This is a genomic window from Chryseobacterium sp. PTM-20240506 (assembly GCF_048296755.1).
GTDB classification, from domain to species: Bacteria; Bacteroidota; Bacteroidia; order Flavobacteriales; family Weeksellaceae; genus Chryseobacterium; species Chryseobacterium proteolyticum.
Genome location: NZ_CP182581.1, coordinates 677663 through 697093 on the forward strand (window position 1 = coordinate 677663; position 19431 = coordinate 697093).

The 19431-nt window shown below is 35.0% G+C and carries 16 protein-coding genes; 10 read left to right on the plus strand and 6 right to left on the minus strand.

What is annotated here, in order from left to right; all coding sequences use genetic code 11:
- Positions 1-71: 71 nt before the first annotated feature.
- The 3 genes from ACNFU2_RS02780 to porQ all read right to left on the minus strand — a co-directional run bounded on the left by ACNFU2_RS02780 (position 72) and on the right by porQ (position 2243).
- A complete protein-coding gene (locus tag ACNFU2_RS02780) occupies positions 72-419 on the minus strand; it encodes a YtxH domain-containing protein (RefSeq protein ID WP_172283107.1) in 348 nt (115 codons plus the stop codon).
- A 96-nt stretch (positions 420-515) separates the two neighbouring features.
- Positions 516-1190 (minus strand): (d)CMP kinase, encoded by a 675-nt coding sequence (gene cmk / locus ACNFU2_RS02785; protein WP_273647888.1) that lies wholly within the window; start codon positions 1188-1190, stop codon positions 516-518.
- Between the two features lie 63 nt (positions 1191-1253).
- The gene (porQ, locus tag ACNFU2_RS02790; RefSeq protein ID WP_172283105.1) at positions 1254-2243 is read right to left on the minus strand and encodes a type IX secretion system protein PorQ; all 990 of its coding nucleotides are present in this window, start codon (positions 2241-2243) and stop codon (positions 1254-1256) included.
- 167 nt (positions 2244-2410) lie between these two features.
- On the opposite strand from porQ, the gene pyrH reads away from it, so the two are divergent.
- Both pyrH and frr read left to right on the plus strand, forming a co-directional pair.
- Positions 2411-3118: a UMP kinase gene (gene pyrH / locus ACNFU2_RS02795; protein ID WP_172283104.1), complete on the plus strand. Its 708-nt coding sequence runs from the start codon at positions 2411-2413 to the stop codon at positions 3116-3118.
- A 112-nt stretch (positions 3119-3230) separates the two neighbouring features.
- Positions 3231-3785, plus strand: a complete 555-nt coding sequence (frr, locus tag ACNFU2_RS02800; RefSeq protein WP_172283103.1) for a ribosome recycling factor — start codon at positions 3231-3233, stop codon at positions 3783-3785.
- Positions 3786-3951: 166 nt separating this feature from the next.
- Here frr and ACNFU2_RS02805 read toward each other — a convergent pair whose 3' ends face one another.
- From ACNFU2_RS02805 to ACNFU2_RS02815, 3 genes are all read right to left on the minus strand, one after another.
- A complete protein-coding gene (locus ACNFU2_RS02805) occupies positions 3952-5403 on the minus strand; it encodes an LptF/LptG family permease (RefSeq protein ID WP_273647889.1) in 1452 nt (483 codons plus the stop codon).
- Positions 5404-5468: 65 nt separating this feature from the next.
- A complete protein-coding gene (locus ACNFU2_RS02810) occupies positions 5469-6116 on the minus strand; it encodes a LolA family protein (RefSeq protein ID WP_273647890.1) in 648 nt (215 codons plus the stop codon).
- Positions 6117-6184: 68 nt separating this feature from the next.
- A complete protein-coding gene (locus ACNFU2_RS02815) occupies positions 6185-8698 on the minus strand; it encodes a DNA translocase FtsK 4TM domain-containing protein (RefSeq protein WP_418123610.1) in 2514 nt (837 codons plus the stop codon).
- A 634-nt stretch (positions 8699-9332) separates the two neighbouring features.
- On the opposite strand from ACNFU2_RS02815, the gene ACNFU2_RS02820 reads away from it, so the two are divergent.
- The 8 genes from ACNFU2_RS02820 to ACNFU2_RS02855 all read left to right on the plus strand — a co-directional run bounded on the left by ACNFU2_RS02820 (position 9333) and on the right by ACNFU2_RS02855 (position 19323).
- Positions 9333-11024, plus strand: coding sequence for a hypothetical protein (locus ACNFU2_RS02820; RefSeq protein WP_418123612.1), 1692 nt, complete (start codon positions 9333-9335; stop codon positions 11022-11024).
- Positions 11025-11068: 44 nt separating this feature from the next.
- Positions 11069-11569 (plus strand): hypothetical protein, encoded by a 501-nt coding sequence (locus ACNFU2_RS02825; RefSeq protein ID WP_273647893.1) that lies wholly within the window; start codon positions 11069-11071, stop codon positions 11567-11569.
- Between the two features lie 264 nt (positions 11570-11833).
- Complete coding sequence (locus ACNFU2_RS02830; RefSeq protein ID WP_273647894.1) at positions 11834-12481, plus strand: cysteine hydrolase family protein; 648 nt, start codon at positions 11834-11836, stop codon at positions 12479-12481.
- Positions 12482-12543: 62 nt separating this feature from the next.
- Positions 12544-13125, plus strand: coding sequence for a Crp/Fnr family transcriptional regulator (locus ACNFU2_RS02835; RefSeq protein ID WP_172283096.1), 582 nt, complete (start codon positions 12544-12546; stop codon positions 13123-13125).
- 196 nt (positions 13126-13321) lie between these two features.
- Positions 13322-16588 (plus strand): cytochrome c biogenesis protein CcsA, encoded by a 3267-nt coding sequence (gene ccsA / locus ACNFU2_RS02840; RefSeq protein WP_273647895.1) that lies wholly within the window; start codon positions 13322-13324, stop codon positions 16586-16588.
- 182 nt (positions 16589-16770) lie between these two features.
- Positions 16771-17637, plus strand: a complete 867-nt coding sequence (locus ACNFU2_RS02845; RefSeq protein ID WP_418123615.1) for an SPFH domain-containing protein — start codon at positions 16771-16773, stop codon at positions 17635-17637.
- A 69-nt stretch (positions 17638-17706) separates the two neighbouring features.
- Positions 17707-17901 (plus strand): Arc family DNA binding domain-containing protein, encoded by a 195-nt coding sequence (locus ACNFU2_RS02850; protein WP_418123617.1) that lies wholly within the window; start codon positions 17707-17709, stop codon positions 17899-17901.
- Positions 17902-18153: 252 nt separating this feature from the next.
- Positions 18154-19323 carry a hypothetical protein gene (locus tag ACNFU2_RS02855; RefSeq protein WP_418123619.1) on the plus strand — a complete coding sequence of 390 codons (1170 nt, stop codon included), beginning with the start codon at positions 18154-18156 and terminating at the stop codon, positions 19321-19323.
- Positions 19324-19431: the final 108 nt, after the last annotated feature.

A 19431-nucleotide genomic window follows, 5' to 3' on the forward strand; every position in this document is an offset into this window, starting at 1 on the left:
TAAAGTTACAAAAAAAGGAACTTTAATGCAAAAAGTCCCTTTCATAATTTAAAAATTAATTGAAATTATTACTATTTAAGATCGTTTAATTCTGCTTCTACATCTTTTACTACATCTGTAGTTTTAGAAACAATCTGATCTTTATATTTATCATATCCATCTTTTACGGTATGAGCAACACTGTTTGCTGTTTCTTTAAAAGTAGAAGATATATTGTCATACTGATCTTTTACTCTTTCAGAAACTTCTCCGTATTTTGTTTTAGCCTGATCTTTAAGATCGTTAGCTTTTGTTTTAATCTTTTTTCTCGTTTCTTTTCCTTCTTCCGGCGCATAAAGCATTCCAAGTACTACACCTGCTGCTGCTCCAGCTAGAAGTCCCGCTAATATACCTGCTGTATTGTTTCCTTTTCTAGACATTTTTCGTTTTTTTTAATAGTTAAATAATATTAGTTTTTACTTTGTTAAATATTACAATTAATATACCAAATGAGCCTATGGTCCTATTAAAAATTGTTAAATCTTTTGGATATAAGACAGTATGGCTTCGATGGTTTCTTCTTTAGAAAGTTCGGTATTGTCAATAACAATGGCATCTTCAGCTTGTCTTAACGGAGCGATTTCTCTTTCACTGTCAATTTTGTCTCTTTCGATAAGATTTTCTTTTACCTGCTGCTCGTTTGCTTCGATATTTAAACTCAAAAGCTCGTTGTATCTTCTTTTGGTTCTTTCATCGATGCTTGCCGTAAGGAAGAACTTAAAATCAGCATTGGGAAGAACTACCGTCCCGATATCACGGCCGTCCATTATAATACCTCCTTTTTCGGCAAGGGAACGCTGGGATTGTAATAAGAAATCCCTTACTTCCTTTTGTTTAGCTACAAGGCTTACATTGTCAGAAACTTCATTAGTTCGGATCTCCTTTGAGATATCATTATGGTTCAGATAAAGAACCAGTTCACCTTCATCATTTTTAAATTCAAGCTGGATCTGATCTAATAATGAGAAAAGTCGATTAAGGTCAATAGAACCTTTTTCGTCCTTACAATTTTGCAGGGCAAACCAGGTAACTCCTCTATAAAGCGCTCCGGTATCCAGGTGAATAAGTCCTAATTTATCGGCAATGACCTTTGATATTGAACTTTTTCCGGTAGAGGAGTATCCATCGATAGCTATTACAGGTTTTTTCATACTGCAAAGTTCAAGATTTTTTTTAAAAAATCAAGGAAATGGAAAATTAAATATTGAAAAAGTTTAATAGCGATGCCCGCTAAGGTCCATAGATATTCCTATTTGATTCACATTGGAAGAGTTATGGTATCTTACATGAGCGTAATCTACACGGAATCTTGAAATTTTAATTCCAAATCCTCCTGATAGTCCAGAGAAATTTCTTTGGTCAGCTACAGCCAGTTCATTTCCTCTTTTCACATTATATCCTAATCTGATATTAAAGTTTTTTTCCGGAAATAATTCTGCTCCAATAGAAAAGTGATCTGCAATTTTTCTTCCCACATTCACTTCCTGACCGTCTACGTTAAACGGAGATGAAATATCGAATTGTTGTAAATCATGGGCCGTAATTGTAATGGCAAGTGGAATAGCCTTTAAGATTCTCGTATATCCCAGATCAATACGAAACGGAAGGTTCTCACGGGTGCCATTAAAAGATTTGAACTGATATCCGAAATTTCTTGCGACAAGAGAGAGAACTTCTTTGTTTTTTTTATTATGGTAAGTAATTCCGGCAGTTCCTGAAATAGCAGAAGAAGTATAGGTATCTATTTTTGAAGTAATAAAATTAATACCTCCTCCAATGGTCCAGTCTTCTTCAAACTGATAGGCGTAACCAGCTCCGATGGCAACATCGGATGCGTTGAATTGTCCGTTTTCAAAACCACTTTCATCAGTCCTTGGAATATCACCATAACTCATATATCTGGCGTTGATTGTAGCCATGTGGCCATTATCAAAATCTTTAGCAAAAGCAATCGTTCCGTATTTGGAATCCGCAAGATATGCTGCTCCGTTCACAGAAAGTTGTTTGTCTGAATCTTTATTAAGTAAGGCCGGATTTGCTATAGCAAAGGAAACATCATAATCTCTTATAGTAATTGCATCGCCACCTAATGCAGCCTGTCTGGCAGATACGGGAATGTTTAAGAAAGGATAAACATTTGTTCCCGTTTGTGCATAAGAAACAATTCCTGACAGAAATAATGAAAGAATGATAATTTTCTTCAATTCAATTTATAATTATTGCAAAAATAATCCTTTTTTGTAGTTGTCAAAATATTTCTAACATTATTTACAGCTAAATATTTTTCTTTTTTCAATATTTTTAATGATTATATTTGCAAAATCAAATTTCAGGGATATAAACCCTATTTAAAATTTATTAAAAATTAAAGATGAAATATAAAAGAATCCTTCTAAAACTTAGTGGTGAAGCCTTAATGGGGAACAGACAATATGGTATTGACAATGACAGACTTCAGGAATATGCTGTTGAAATAAGAAAAGTAGTAGATAAAGGTTGTGAAGTTGCCATTGTAATTGGAGGAGGAAATATATTCCGTGGAGTAGCAGGTGCTGCAAAGGGAATGGACAGAGTTCAGGGCGATTATATGGGTATGCTTGCAACAGTGATTAATGGAATGGCTTTGCAAGGTGCTTTGGAAGACGCCGGTATTAAAACCAGACTTCAATCTGCTATAGAAATGGACAAGGTAGCTGAACCATTCATTAAAAGACGTGCAGTAAGACATTTGGAAAAAGGAAGAGTGGTTATTTTCGGAGCAGGAACCGGAAACCCTTATTTTACAACTGATACTGCAGCTACATTAAGAGCCATTGAAATTGGTGCTGATGTTATTTTAAAAGGAACAAGGGTAGATGGAATTTATGACAGTGATCCTGAAAAAAATGCGGACGCTGTAAAATATAATTCTTTATCTTTCGATGAAGTTTTCGAAAAGAATCTTAAAGTAATGGATATGACTGCATTTACTTTAAGTCACGAAAATAAACTTCCTATCATCGTATTCGACATGAATAAAGAGGGGAATTTAGTAAAGATTGTAGACGGAGAAAACGTTGGTACTTTAGTGGATTTATAGTCAGTAAAGTAAATAGATAAAGAGATTTAAAAATTATTTATTGTTGATCCCATACCACTGAGGTAAAGATCATCGTTTATAAATGTGTAATTTATCAAATTTTAAATATATAATGGAAGAATTAGATCTAATAGTAGAGTCTGTAAAACAGGACATGGAAGCGGCTATTAAGCACCTTGAACATGTATTTCAAAGAATTAGAGCCGGACGTGCTTCTACTTCAATGGTTCAGGATGTGATGGTTGAATATTACGGAGCTCCAACTCCGATCAACCAGGTTGCTAATGTTTCGGTTCCTGATGCAATGACGATTTCTATTCAACCTTGGGACAGAACAGCAATCAATGCTATTGAAAAAGCTATTATTAATTCAAACTTAGGTTTTGCACCTTCTAACAACGGGGAGAATATTATTTTGAATGTTCCGCCTTTAACAGAAGAGAGAAGAAGAGATCTGGCAAAACAAGCTAAAGGAGAAACCGAACAGACAAAGATTGTCGTAAGAAATGCAAGACAGGACGGTTTGAAAGAACTTAAAAAACTTGAAGGTGTTTCTGAAGACGTTATTAAAGGCGTTGAAGAGGATATCCAGGCACTTACTGATAAGTATGTGAAAGCTTGTGATGACCACCTTAAAACAAAAGAAGCTGAAATTATGAAAGTGTAACTTTCGCTTTAGAACATATACTAAAACAGGCCTCATTATGAGGCCTGTTTTTTTATTGTAAATAAGGCTGAAGGTGTTTCTAATATCTAAAAATAAAATTGTTAGAATGATTTGGAAACGGGAGCCTTTCCCTTTTAAAAAACGCTCCGGAATCCGGAGCGTTTTGTTATTGATATCTTTTATGTTCTTTGTTTTTAGAAAACCTTTTGGTAATAGGTTTGAGAAATGCCTTGTATTTTTCAGCGTCAAAGAGTTGCGAATCCGTTAATGCTTTATAGGTCATAATCACTCCGAACGGGAACAGTATAATATTAGGGAGCCATGCTGCCAGATATGGATTTAATGTTCCTGCCCAGGCAAGGTTTTCCATTCCCACATTAATCACATAGAAAATAATAAATATAACAATGGCAATAATTACGGGAACTCCCATTCCTCCTTTTCTGATGATGGAACCTAAACTGGCACCGATAAGGAAGAATATGATACAGGTAAATGAATAGGAGAGTATTCTTTGCTGATAAATAACAACTTTACTGAAATACTTAACATTGGGTTTGAAATCATTGGCTTTACCGTTTAGTGTGGTTTTCAGATTATCCAATCTCGTATAGGCATTGTAGATAATCTCCATCTTCCTGTTTCCTTTTACCGTATCCAGTTTTAGTTGTTGTTTAACCGGAGCTTTGGATTTATTGTTTTTATCCATATAGCTGACTGTGGAGTTGGTCTGATTCAAAACATCGTCCGTGACGGTGGAAAAGAATCTTTCGTTGTCTTTTTTATTAAGATCAATAGTTTTATTAAGCTGATTGAATGTCTGAAAACGGTAATCATCCGTGATCTGCTCTTCTTCGATTGCTTTATTAATGAGCTCGCTAATATCAAAATGCGAAACAAGAGTATCAAATTTAATCGCCTGATCCGGTTGCTTTAATCTTACATTTTCACCTTTCCCTGCAAAATTATCTTCAAATACATAGCCCTTATAAAGCTCAAGTTTTAAGTAATGGTTGTTAGCTGCGGGAATAAATTTCCCTTTTTCAGCGACAATAGACTGCTGGTTTTCGAATGTGCTAGCTTTTCTGTGAACAAAAACACCTTCAATACTATTGTCTTCGTGGATTTTATCAAACTTCACCATATAACCGGGTATCTGATCAATAAACTGCCCTGGAGTAAAGTTAAGAGCGGGTTTTGTCTGAGCAATATTGAAAAGCATATTTTTCGCTTTTCTTTGAAAATCCGGGATAATATTATTAGAGAAAAAGAACAGCATTATAGATAATATGGTGGTGACCCCAAAAAGAGGAACCATAACCCTGGTTAATGAGATTCCGGCGGCTTTCATAGCTGCAAGCTCGTACCGCTCCCCAAATTCACCAAAAGACATAATACTTGCTAAAAGGATCGTAAGAGGCAAAACCATACTGATAACACTTACCCCTAAATAAAAAAGGAGCTTAATAATTTGCCAGTAGCTTAATCCCTTTCCCATAAACTGCCCTAACTGAACCCAGATAATGTTTACAATAAATATGAAAAACAATACACTGAATATAAAGAAAAATGGTCCGAAAAAGGTTTTTATGATATATCGGTCTAGTATTTTTAACATTCGCCAAAATTAATGAAAAAGCCACAAAGTTTACTTTGTGACTTTATAAATTATTACTTTTTTAATTACAATTCTGTAATAACGTAATTTTTAAATTTATTCTTATCGAAAACAAACATGTTAGGATCTAATTCCTGGTTCTCCTTGTATTCTTTTATTGCAATTACTGCAACATCTTTGTTGCTTCCATGCTGTTCAAGTTTCACCATTTGTTTCTTAGCTGAGTCTACAAACAGATAAACATAGCTTAATCCATTAGGCTTAACCGGAGTAAGCTTGATCAGATCAGCACTTACACCATTGACCACTTTCTTTCCTCCATAAACTACATTGTAATCATTTCTGTAGGTAGAAAGGTAATTGATAGGGGAGAACATAGTACTGCTTCCGTTAGGTTTGGCAATCGTTACTTCCATGTCGTCAGCATTAATATTGTAGATCTTGCTACCATCGAAAATCTGTTCTGTATCCATGATTTTCAATTTATATTTATCACCTGATGAGTAATAGATTCCAGGCTCTGTTTTAGCAACCTTGCCATTGACACCGCTTCCAAAAGAAAATTTAAAATAGGTATTCTTTTTAGAATTATAATTGGAGGTGATATCATCCAATATCTTTTTAGCTTTTGCATCTATTTTCTGTGCATTGGATAATCCAACAGCTCCTACCACAAATCCTCCTAATATAATTTTCGAAACTATGTTTTTCATTTTTTTATTTTAATATTCTTTAGACATTTTTTCCACTTCAAAAGTTAAACATTATGGCATGTTTTCCTTTATTTACGCAAATCTTCCAAAAACTGTTCCAAAGAATGAAGGTCGCTAATAATCACTTCCCTTGCCTTTGCGCCATTAAAGCCTCCTACAATACCACTAGCCTCCAGCTGGTCCATAATTCTTCCCGCTCTGTTATATCCTAATTTAAGTTGTCTCTGAAGCATGGAAGTAGATCCCTGCTGAGTAGAAACAATAATTCTGGCTGCTTCTTCAAACAGTGCATCTTTTTCGTTAGGATCGAAAGAACCTACTGAACTTGTTGCATCTTCAGAAACGTATTCAGGAAGAAGAAACGCAGAAGCATATCCTTTTTGCTCGCCAATAAATTCTGCAATTCTTTCTACTTCAGGCGTATCTACAAAGGCACATTGCAGTCGAAGAATTTCATTTCCATTAAAGTAAAGCATATCCCCCTTACCAATCAGCTGATCAGCACCGGTAGAATCAAGAATTGTTCTTGAATCTACACTTGAAATTACCCTGAATGCTGCTCTTGCAGGGAAGTTTGCTTTGATCATCCCTGTAATTACATTTACGGAAGGTCTTTGGGTAGCAACAATGAGGTGAATTCCTACCGCTCTTGCCAGCTGTGCCAGTCTTGCTATCGGTAATTCTACTTCTTTACCTGCTGTCATAATTAAATCGGCAAATTCGTCAACCACCAGAACGATGTATGGTAAGTAACGGTGTCCGTTTTCAGGATTTAGTTTTCTTTCAGCAAATTTCTTATTGTACTCTTTTAAATTCTTACAAAATGCATTTTTAAGTAAGTCATATCTGTTATCCATTTCAATACAAAGAGAATTCAGTGTATTGATTACCTTATTGGTGTCCGTTATGATGGCATCATCCGTATCCGGAAGTTTTGCTAAATAATGTCTTTCAATTTTTGAATATAAAGAAAGTTCCACTTTTTTAGGATCAACCATTACGAATTTCAGTTCGCTTGGATGTTTTTTGTATAAGAGAGAAGTAAGAATTGCATTAATACCTACTGATTTACCCTGGCCGGTTGCACCTGCCATCAGTAAGTGTGGCATTTTTGATAAATCGGCCATGAAGATCTCGTTGGAAATGGTTTTTCCAAAAACGACAGGTAGATCCATGTCTGTATTCTGAAATTTGTGCGAAGCGATTACAGAGCGCATAGAAACCATAGTAGGATTCTTTCTTGGAACTTCAATTCCAATGGTTCCTTTTCCAGGCATAGGTGCAATGATCCTGATCCCCAAAGCTGAAAGATTCAGGGCAATATCGTCCTGTAGCTTTTTAATGGCGGATACCCTGATTCCTGCTTCAGGAACAATTTCATATAAGGTTACTGTAGGTCCGATGGTTGCCTTAATTTCAGCAATACCTACATTAAAGTTCTTTAAAAGACCAACAATCTTATTTTTATTCTCTTCTAATTCTTCTTTATTGATTGAAATCTCCTCATTACCATAATCTTTTAGTAATTCCACCGGAGGCATTTGAAACTTGGCCAGATCTAATTTGTGATCATACAAACCATGTTTTTCTACTAGTTCCTGGGATTGCTTTTCTGTGTCATCTAAAACATCAATTACAGGAGCAATTTCAACATTGAACTTAATATTTTCCTGCGATGGAGTAGATGGTGTAAGATCAAAGGCCTGTTCCGGAGTTGAAACCGGAAGACCTGGTTTGGTATTAAGATTAAGGTTGATCGGCTTAGCATTGTCATCATCTTCAAATGAAGTATGATTAGGAGTAGTGATGGTTTCCAGGTTTGTAGATACCGGGACCTCAGGAAAACCTTTGGGTACCTTTACCGGTTCCTGTTGTTTCACGGGCTCACTCATATCCGTAACCGAAATATTAGGATGATTGTCGAGTGCTTCTTCTTCCAGCTCTTCATCAGCCACAAAGTTTTCGTCAGAACTAGGCATCATGGATTTTACCTTTCCGATCGTATTTTCATTAATATTATTAAGTTTTGCTTTGATGGAACTCGGACGTAAGTTAAACTCAAGGATAAAATATAAAGCTATACTTGAGGCCAGTACCAACCAAAGACCAACAGTTCCTATGATTGCATTAAGCGAATCCATAATCTGGTAGCCATAAACGCCTCCCAGAACACCTTGCCCTTTTGTAACAGCTCCCATGAAAATAGGAACCCAGCAGATAAAAAACAACGAATGACCTATTGTTTTCCAAGGTTTGAAAATTTTCTTTTTTAAAATTAAAGTTCCGAAAACAAGGAAAAGGAAAGCTATAATAAAAGAAGCTACGCCAATACTTTCAAAAATGAAAATATTCCCGAGCCAATCTCCAACTTTACCAAAAATATTAGAGGATTGTATGCTTTTATCAAGCATGGTTCCTGCCTGGCTTTGATCTGCCTTCCAGTTCATTAAATATGAAATGAATGAAAATATAAGTACGACAGAAAAAAGTATAAAAGTAAGCCCGAAAAATATACGGGGTTTCGATAGGATTTTGCCTTTTTCAGACATGTCTTGCTGCTTTGTTTGTGTCTTTTTGTCCATAATATCAATGAGGGCAAATTTAGTGTTTTTTCAATATTAAAATAATCTTTTTTTATTCAAAAGCATTTTACAATAACTCTATGATCCTTTTCAGACATCAGAAAATCCTGATTATTGAATTTGATTCTAAATAATATCAAATGAAATTAAAAACTCATATAAAAATGAATAATTTTCTATTGACAAAATTTTATCATTATGAAATTATTAATTGAAAAAAAAGAATCATTATCAAATATATTAACAATCATTCGCTTATTCTGTGGTTAAATTGTATTTAAAAAGTATATTTTTATTAAAATAATTTATAAATTTACACTAAGGTAATATTAAGAAGCATTAATTATTTTGTTGATATTATTTACAGACATTACTTATTGTTTAAATATTCCACAATTTTTGTCTAATTTAAAAACACACATATAAATGAAAACAAAAAATACTTCCCAACATAAAAGTATTATTTCAATACTACTATCTTCTTTATGATCTTGTTATTAATTCTGGATTATTGACCACATTACTTACCATGAGTATTTTGGCTGATTTCTAGTTTCACCATTGCCGATTATTTTTTTTGAGATAGTCGGGTCATATCAATGAATATACTTACAAACAATTAAAAGAAACATCAATGAGAAAGCAATTATTATTTACAGCAATGATATTCAATTCATTATTGTGGTCTCAATCTCCCGGAGGCGTTTCTGCTAACCTTCAAATATGGGTAAAAGCAGATGCCGGAACGAATACAACAGTAGACAATACGCAGGTTGCTATATGGAATAATCAAAGATCAGGCGGAATTAATGGTATTGCCAACCAGGGGATGCCGGGTTATTATGCGGACCCAGGTGTAAGTGCAAGACCAGTCTACAGGACAGCAACCTCTATTCCTAATTTTAATTTTAATCCTGCAATTGAAATTACGAGTACCAATCAATATAGATCGGGATATAAATTTCCGGGAGGATTTCCAGATAACACCACCAATGCACTGACCTCCTATACATTTCTTACAAGAACCGCTTCTGCCACCTATAGATCGGTATTTGTAATGAATGGTGTAACAAGAAATTCCAATGTATCTCCAATAGCAGGAGTTTGGCAATCTCCATTTTTCGGGACCCGCACCAATCGTCCAGAATTTTATAATGAAAAAGAATCCGGGGATGTGTTTTTTGGAACAAATACTATAAATACTGTTAATACACAGTTTCCAAGTATACAATCATTTTATAATGAGTTGTCCGGAGGAAACATGAATTATTTTTTTGATAATAATGCGCTTGCTTTTGGCAATCCTTCCAATAATGTATCTTCTACAAGCAACTATCCGGGAATGGTTCTTTTGATGGATAATGACGGGGGATCTGGTAGCAGTTCATTGGAAGGAGATAGGATTGGAGAATTTATTTTATATTCTGGTACACAGACAGCTGTAGAAAGGCAAAGTGTAAATTCTTATTTAGCTGTTAAATATGGAATTACTTTGCAGCAACCCCTCAATTACATTGCCTCCGACAAGACTACTGTTACCTGGAATTCTGGACTGAATACCAGTTTCAATAACAACATTTTTGGGATGGCGAAAGATGACGATACAGCATTAAACCAAGTGGTTACAAATAGCGTTAATCAAAACAATAATAGCATGCTAATCGTATCAACCACGAATGATTTTGTTTCGGCAAACAATGCTGCAGGTAGAACAAGTTTTTCGCAAGACAAAACCTTTCTTATAATGGGAGATAATAATAATCAATCCTTAACCTTACTCAATTATGGTATAGCTCCGGGAAAGATTATTCAGAGGACGTGGTTAGCACAAAAAACGAATGACACGGGTTCTTCCTGGCTACAAGCTAACCTTACTAATTATACCAGTATTGTGGCAACAGATAAATTATACATGATTGTAGCTGATAACAGTGGACTTTCACAGAATGTACAATTTATTCCGGCAACAAGTTTTACTGGAGGGAAAGCTGTATTTAATTATTCGTTTCCTGCTAATAAATATTTTACCTTCGGAACCAATATTCAAACATATTGTACTAAAGATCCGGTTACAGGGACACCAAACAGTATGACGAAATTTGGTATTACAGGTCTTCGTGAAATCCTGCCCAACTGGCCAACCAATATTCCTAATGGTTTTATAGCATTAGAATCAAAAGATAAAGGTTTTGTTATTACCAGAACAACTTCCGCAAATATTGCTGTTCCGGTAGAAGGGATGCTGATTTTCGATACTACAGATAATTGCTTTAAACTGTATAACGGTACTTCATGGAACTGTATTATCCGGTCTTGTAATGACTAACCCTAGACAGATGGCTTAAATTTTAAAATTATAAAATAGAAAACATGAAAAATATATTAGCTATATTAGGATTGCTTGGAATTGGTTTTATCCACGCCCAAATAGCGATCGGTAAGCAAACAGTAGACGGAGATGGTATTCTTGATTTCGCTTCAGGTACAACTAACGGAATTTTACTTCCTATTGTAGAAACTCTCCCAGGTAACGCTGTTGCTGGAACTCTTTTAATGGATAAGAATGATAAGATCTTAAAAATGAATACCGGCTCCGGCTGGGTGAATATGAGTGATCCCGGGTCCACTACAAATGTTATATTTAATACGAGTGCCGAAACAGCGGGAAATAACAGAGTGATTATAGGCTCTTCTACTACAAGTGCTCCCGGAGTCCTTGTTTTGGAATCTTCCAATAAAGCATTGATTTTACCCAAGGTAGCTAATCCTCATCTTAATGTGAGAACCCCGTATCCGGGGATGATATGTTATGATACCGTCAGTAAGACAATAGCTCTGTTTGATGGTTTGAAATGGAATTACTGGAAATGATCAGACTCAATTCATAGGAATAGTAGACCTCTACTTTATTTATAAAATTGCCCATTATATCCTTGTGGGCATTTTTTATGTTTTTTTCCAATCCTGGAAATATTTAATAAGACTTTCCAAATTGGTTTTAGAAAAATAGTAGATCTACACAGTTTGATATTCGGCATTAATTTGAAATGTCTGTGGCTTGTACTTTCTTTTTTAAACTAGTTCAAATGCTATTGATGATACCTCCTGTAATTTTGTACCATCAATTTATAATAAATGAAAAACATATTCAAAAGGATGCTGACGTTATGTATAGTATTCGTTACACTTTCGTCTGCAAAAGCACAACAAAATAACATGACAATGGAAAACACGGCATTATTAATCATCGATGTACAAAACGATTATTTTCCCGGAGGAAAAATGGTTTTAGAAGGGGCAGAAACTGCAGGTAAAAATACCAGTAAGGTGTTGGAATATTTTAGGAAAAATAATCTGCCAGTCATTCATATTAAACATATAGCAACCAATGAAGGAGCTGATTTTTTCCTTCCGGACACAAAGGGTGCTGAAATTCATAACCTGGTTTTACCAAAAGGGAATGAGAAAGTAATCATCAAACATTTTCCAAATAGCTTCAGAGAAACAGAACTTCTTGCCTATTTAAAAGAGTATAATATTAAAAATTTAATTATCACCGGAATGATGACCGATGTATGTGTGGAATCTACTACAAGAGCAGCTTTTGATCTGGGTTTCAGTAACACGATTGTGGGGGATGCAACGGCAACAAAGAACAGGGAGCTGGATGGAGAAATTATAAAAGCAGCAGATATTCAGAAATCTTTCCTGGCGGGTATTTCTTCATTAGGAAATTTATACAGCAGAATCATAAGTACAGAGGATTTGCTGGCAAGTAAATAAGATTAGTTTAAAATAAGGATACCGGTCATAATATCGGTATCTTTATGTTTTAATTTTATACGATGTCTGACCTACTTTATCATTACATCAAGCAATATGTCGATTTTTCTGAGGATGAATTTAAAAGATTTTCCGAATCTTTTAATAAAGTTCAATTTCCGAAAAATGACTTTGCGCTGAAAGAGGGAAATTACTGTCTTTTTGAAGGGTTTGTTACAAGCGGCTGTTTTAAAGTGTACTATCTCAACGAAAAAGGGATGGAGCAAACATTATATTTTGCAGTGGAAGGATGGTGGATTACGGATATAGATAGTATGATCAATCGTGTTCCCAGTATCTTAAATATTCAAGCGCTGGAAAATAGTGAAGTTCTTATGGTTTCAAAAGAAAATAAAGAACATCTTTACAAAACCATTCCCTGGGTAGAGAAGCTTTTCAGAATCATGAATCAAAGGTCTTCAGTGGCACTACAGAGGAGGATTCTTTCTTTGACCGGTAAGACGGCAGATCAGCGATATATTGAATTTCTTGAAAAATATCCTGGTCTCGAACAGAAAATTACACAGCAACAGGTCGCATCATATCTTGGTATCACCCATGAATTTTTAAGTAAAATAAGGAAAAAAATAAGCCTTCAAAAATAGACAGACTCAATGACTTGTATAGCTTTTTTTCATTCTTATAATCGTAGTTTTTAGTTTTAAATTTTCTTTAATGTTTTGTGGCTTATTAAGAATAATTCAAAATAAGTAATATAGGCTTTAAAATGATAAAAAACATCTTTTTTTATCGACCTTTTACTTAATCATGCTTATTTTTGCATGTCAAGTAAAATAAATCATGAAGAAGATCCAAGATATTCTTATTTCAACCAGAACAATGGCGGTTTTGCTGTTGGTCTTTGCATTTGCCATGGCATATGCAACGTTTCTCGAAAACGATTATGGAACCCCTACGGCGAAAGCATTAATTTATGAAGCAAAATGGTTTGAGCTGATCATGGTATTGCTGATCTTAAATTTTATCGGAAATATCGGCAGATACAGACTTTGGAAAAGAGAGAAGTGGCCGGTTTTGGTTTTTCACCTTGCATTTGTCTTCATTTTTATCGGGGGAGCTATTACAAGGTATGTGAGTTTTGAAGGAACAATGCATATCAGGGAAGGAGAAACTTCTAATGAAATAGTTACGGATAAAAACTTCTTTAAGATTCAGATTGAAGAGAAGGGAGATGTGCTTAACTACCAGGATATTCCTTATCTGATGTCTCCTTTGCACAAAGATTTCAGCGCAACCTATGACTTTCACGGAAAAGAAGTAAAGATTTTTGCCAAAGAATATATTCAAAGAAAAAAAGACAGTCTTGTGGCCGACCCGAGTGGTACTGAATACCTGCACTTGGTTTCAACGGGACAGACCGGAAGACAGAATATCTACATCAAGCCAGGTGAAACAAAATCCATTAATGGAACGCTTGTTACTTTTAACAGAGCGATTGAAGGAGCTGTGGAATTTAAAAATGAAGGAGGGAAATTATTTGTTAAAACTCCTGTTGATGCAACGTATATGACGATGGCAACTCAGGCGACCGGAAATACAAAGAAGGATGAATTCCAACCTTTGGCATTGAGAAGTTTATATAGCATCAATGATCTGAAATTGGTTGTTCCTGAAGGTTTAAGAAAAGGAAAACTGATCGCGATTGAAGGAGATAGAAAGAAAGATCAGGCAGTTCCTGATATGTTGAAAATAGAAATCCACGGTCCTAAAACAAAACAGTTGGTTGAACTATCTGTAGAAAAAGGAAATCCGAATGCATTCAAGCAGATCACGATGGATGGATTGAATATCATGGCAGGTTTTGGTCCTAAAGTATACAACACTCCTTTTGCACTGAAACTGGACGACTTTGTAATGGAAACATATCCGGGAAGTTCTTCGCCTAGTGCATATGAAAGTCATGTGAAGATCATTGACGGTGGTAAGCAGACACCTTATAAAATCTATATGAACCACGTTCTGAACCACGGAGGATACCGTTTCTTCCAGGCAAGTTTTGATCCGGACAGAATGGGAACTGTATTATCAGTAAATCATGATTTCTGGGGAACTTTGATTTCTTATATCGGATATACGTTTTTGTTTTTAGGCATGTTTTTAATTTTCTTCTGGAAAGGATCACATTTCTGGAAATTAAATAAAATACTGACTGATGTGAATAAGAAAAGAGCCACCATGGTGATTGTATTATTGCTAAGTTTAGGATTAAATGCTCAGAAAATTGAAACCCATGGAACTACTGACGGAAGCAGAGAGCACATCCATGTAGAAGGCGATGATCACGCTCATGCACAGGCTTCCCAAATGGGACAGACGGAAACTGCTCCGCGACAAAATTCTCTTGCAGCTCCATTTTCTAAAATGAGATTAATTTCTGCAGATGAAATCATCGCTAGAAACAAAATAAGCAAGGAACATGCAGATAAATTCGGATATCTTTTGGTACAGAATTTTGAAGGAAGAATTGTTCCGATCAATACTGAAGCTCTTGATGTTTTAAGAAAGCTTTATAAAAAAGACGAATTTAAAGGAACGGATGGAAAATATCTTACTGCAAATCAGTGGTTTTTATCCATTAACACAGATACTCCTAGCTGGACAATGGTTCCTATCATTAAAGTAGGTTCTAAAGGAGGAGATGAGCTGAAGAACAAAACCAAGGCTGATGAAGATGGTTATACTTCCCTGATGAATTTGTTTCCTGCGGATGCTAACGGTAACCTTACCTATATCCTTGAGCATGACTATAACATTGCTTTCCGTAAAAAACCGGCTGAGCAAACCAATTATGACAAAGAAGTTATTTCTGTAAATGAAAGAGTTCAGATCTTCAATGAATTTTTCAGCGGGCAATTTATGAGAATTGTGCCTGTGAAAAATGATCCGAACCACACATGGCATTCATGGCTGGACCAGAAATTTGAACCGGATATGGAATCTCAACAGGTAATGGGACCTTATTTTGCTGAAGCATTAGCTGCTCAGAAAACAGGAGACTGGAGAAAAGCAGATACTCAATTGGCAAGACTTTCAGAATACCAGCAAAAATGGGGTAAAAGTGTAGTTCCGGCTAAATCTAAAGTTGATCTGGAGGTATTCATGAATAAAGTGAATATCAACTTTAAACTCCTGATTTTCTATACACTGATAGGAGGGCTATTACTGATTTTAGGTTTTGTTGAATTATTCAAGCCTAATAAGATATTGAACAAGATCATCAAGGTGATTATTGTGTTAGGTCTGGTAGGATATATATTCCATTTCCTTGGATTAGTGGCAAGATGGTATATTTCCGGGCATGCACCATGGAGTAATGGTTATGAAGCAATCATTTTCATTTCATGGGTAGGTATTTCAGCCGGATTGTTATTGTATAGAAATTCCAATGCTTTGATTCCTGCAGCCGGATTTATGGTAGCGGTTATTATGATGGGATTTGCTCACGGAGGATCTGCTCTTGATCCACAGATCACACCATTAGTACCTGTATTAAAGTCGTACTGGCTGATTGTGCACGTAGCAATCATTACATCGAGTTATGGATTTTTTGCCCTGTCGATGATTATTGCTGTCATTTCACTGGTATTCTATATTATTTCGAGTAAAGAAACATACAAAATTCATCATGATACTACTTTAAAAGAGCTGGTTATTGTTTCTGAGATGTCTCTTACTATAGGTTTGTTTGCTTTAACGGTAGGGAACTTTTTAGGAGGAATCTGGGCGAATGAGTCATGGGGTAGATACTGGAGCTGGGATCCTAAAGAGACATGGGCATTTATATCTATCATGGTATACGCTTTTGTGTTACATATGAGATTGGTACCCGGATTAAGAAGCAAGTGGGCGTTCCATGTAGCAACAATGTTTGCTTTCTGCTCAATGGTTATGACCTATTTTGGAGTTAATTATTATTTAACGGGACTTCACTCGTATGCAGCAGGAGATCCGGTACCAGTACCGGCTTGGGTATATATCGGACTTTCAGTAATGATATTATTGTCTACAGCTTCTTACTTTAAGTTTAAAATGCTGAACAAAAAATAAGCGTAAATACATACACATACTAAATCCCGGAATGATAGTTTCCGGGATTTTTCTTTGTCTTTAAGGCAAACGGAATTAGGTATTATTACTAAGTAAAAAATTTTAAGATTATCATTTTTAATTCAAAATTTATTTATAACTTTATGATATCAAAATAATATCATTTTAAAATTAATACCTATATGGAAAAAATCTTAAAACCTATGTCCGGCTACTTAACCCTTGTTATTTGTTTGGGTTTATTTATAGCTGCAGTTTACTTCTTCATCAGCGGAGTAGATCAGAGTATTACTTATGTTGTTTTAGCCATGCTTTGTTTTCTGACTTCATGTTTTTTCTTAAAAGGTCTGATGATCATTCAGCCTAATCACTCAAGAGTCTTGAATTTCTTTGGAAAATATGTAGGAACAGTGAAAGATAACGGACTGTTCTTTATCAATCCATTATACTCATCCCAGAAGATGTCGCTTCGTTCTGAGAACTTGCAGGGACAAACATTAAAAGTGAATGATAAAATGGGTAACCCAATCGAAATTGCTGTTGTCATCGTATGGAAAGTAGGGGATACCTATAAAGCAGCTTTTGATGTAGAACGTTATTCTGATTTTGTAAAAATGCAGAGTGAGGCAGCGGTACGTCACCTTGCTATGAGCTTTCCTTATGATAATTTAGAAGATGATCATGCACCAATTACTTTAAGAGAGGGTGGTGATAAAATCAATTCTATTCTGGAGCAGGAGCTTACTGATCGTCTTTCTAAAGCCGGAATTATAATCCAGGAGGGCAGAATATCACACTTGGCTTATGCATCCGAAATTGCAGGTGCCATGCTTCAGAGACAGCAGGCTACAGCTATCGTTGCAGCAAGAACAAAAATTGTAGAGGGCGCGGTAGGAATGGTTGATCTGGCATTGAAAAAACTTTCGGCAGAGAACATCGTAGAGTTGGATGATGAGAGAAAAGCTGCAATGGTGAGTAATCTGATGGTGGTTCTTTGTGGTGAGAAGGCAGCAACTCCGGTTCTTAATGCAGGAACTTTATACAATTAAAACTTCTTTTTGGTTAAAGAATCGACCTGAAACCATAGGCGATCTTATCATGAAATTTAAAAGTAAAAAATGAAATCTCAAAAATCTCAAAATTCTTCTGAAAGCACTCAAAAAGGCAAAAAATCATTTGTGATAAGGATAGAAGAATTAACGTATAAACTTCTTGAGAAATGGGCGAATGATGAGTTTAGGAGTGTAAACGGACAAATTGAGTATTTGCTTCATCAGAGTCTTATTGAGTCGGGAAGGAAGAAAAAGGAATAGCAATGGAATAGCTAAAAGGCAAAATTGCTAAGTTTAATAATTGTGAAGGAATTGAAAGCTGGAACTTTGACAGCTTTTGATTTCCTGCACTGTAAAGCAATCTTTCTAAGGAAAATAAAATCAGGATTAGGGATAAGTATATTAATAATGAAAATATAAATCTTAAATTATAGATAAAAGTACTATTTTAGAGTGATAAAGTAATGAACTACTCCAAATAATATTTTTCAGTATAATACATAAAGCAATATGGTGAAAAAGACATTTTTCTTATTCGTAATACTATTTTCAACAAAATCCTTCGCCCAAGAGCAATATAAATTTTCAAATGATATTGAAAATGACATCCAGAATGATAAAAATGGAGACGATTACAGATATCAGGTGGGAGCAATGAAATATTCCGTTTCGAACTATTACATTAAGGGTTTACAAACCTGGGATAAACTTGGACGTAAAAGAAAAAAAATATCTAAAGATGACAGTTTGAAATTAGTAAAGCTTAAAGTTGAAAATGCTAAAAACTATATTTTAGACCAAACAAAAAAAGAGCAAATAGTAATTCTTAATGAAGCACATCATTACGCAAGTCATAGAACATTTGCAACATCCCTCTTAAAAGGACTTTATGAAAACGGTTATCGTTATTTGGGCTTGGAAGCTATTGGAGATGATTCAATAAATGTTAGAAAGTTTCCTACAACAAAAAGTGGTTTTTACACCTCTGAACCACAATTTGGTAGTTTTATTAAAACAGCTTTAGATCTGGGTTTTACTCTCTTTAAATATGAAGCAGTACAAGGAGAAAACGGAAAAGACAGAGAGATAAAACAAGCGGATAACATCTATAAATTTATGCAGGAAAATAAAAATGGAAAATATATTATTTACTGCGGTTATGGGCACGCATATGAAGGAAAAGATCCATATTGGGAAAAAACCATGGCAGGAAGACTTTCCGACTTAACAAAAATCAACCCATTTACAATTGACCAAACAGAGTTTTCTGAAAAAAGTGTTACCGAACGTAATAGTCCTCTATTAAAAATTATAAAGGGGAAGGATCCTGTCGTTTTGCTGGACGAAAATAACAAGGCATTCAAAGGAAGTCAAATTGAACCTTTTACGGATATAAAAGTGGTTCATCCCGTTACAACATATATCAAAGATAGACCTCGTTGGATGCTTAATGAAAACCGGAAACTTTATGAAGTACCAAAATCAAAGATTAAAAGTTATCCTTCTTTAATTTTTGCCTATAGAAAAGGAGAGTTTGACAATAATGGTGTTCCTGCGGATATGATAGAATTACAGAGTGATAAAGACTCAGGATATCTTATTCTGGATAAAGGAGGTTATGATATTATAGTAAAAGACAAATCATATAATGTAACCAATAGGTTTGATAGCTCAATAGAATAAATAGTAACTGTACCAGTTGCCAACTTATCATTAGCTTTTAGTTAAACTTCCAAAAAAAAGAAAGCAGAGAAATTTTCTCTGCTTTTTTTATTTTAATAATACGCACTA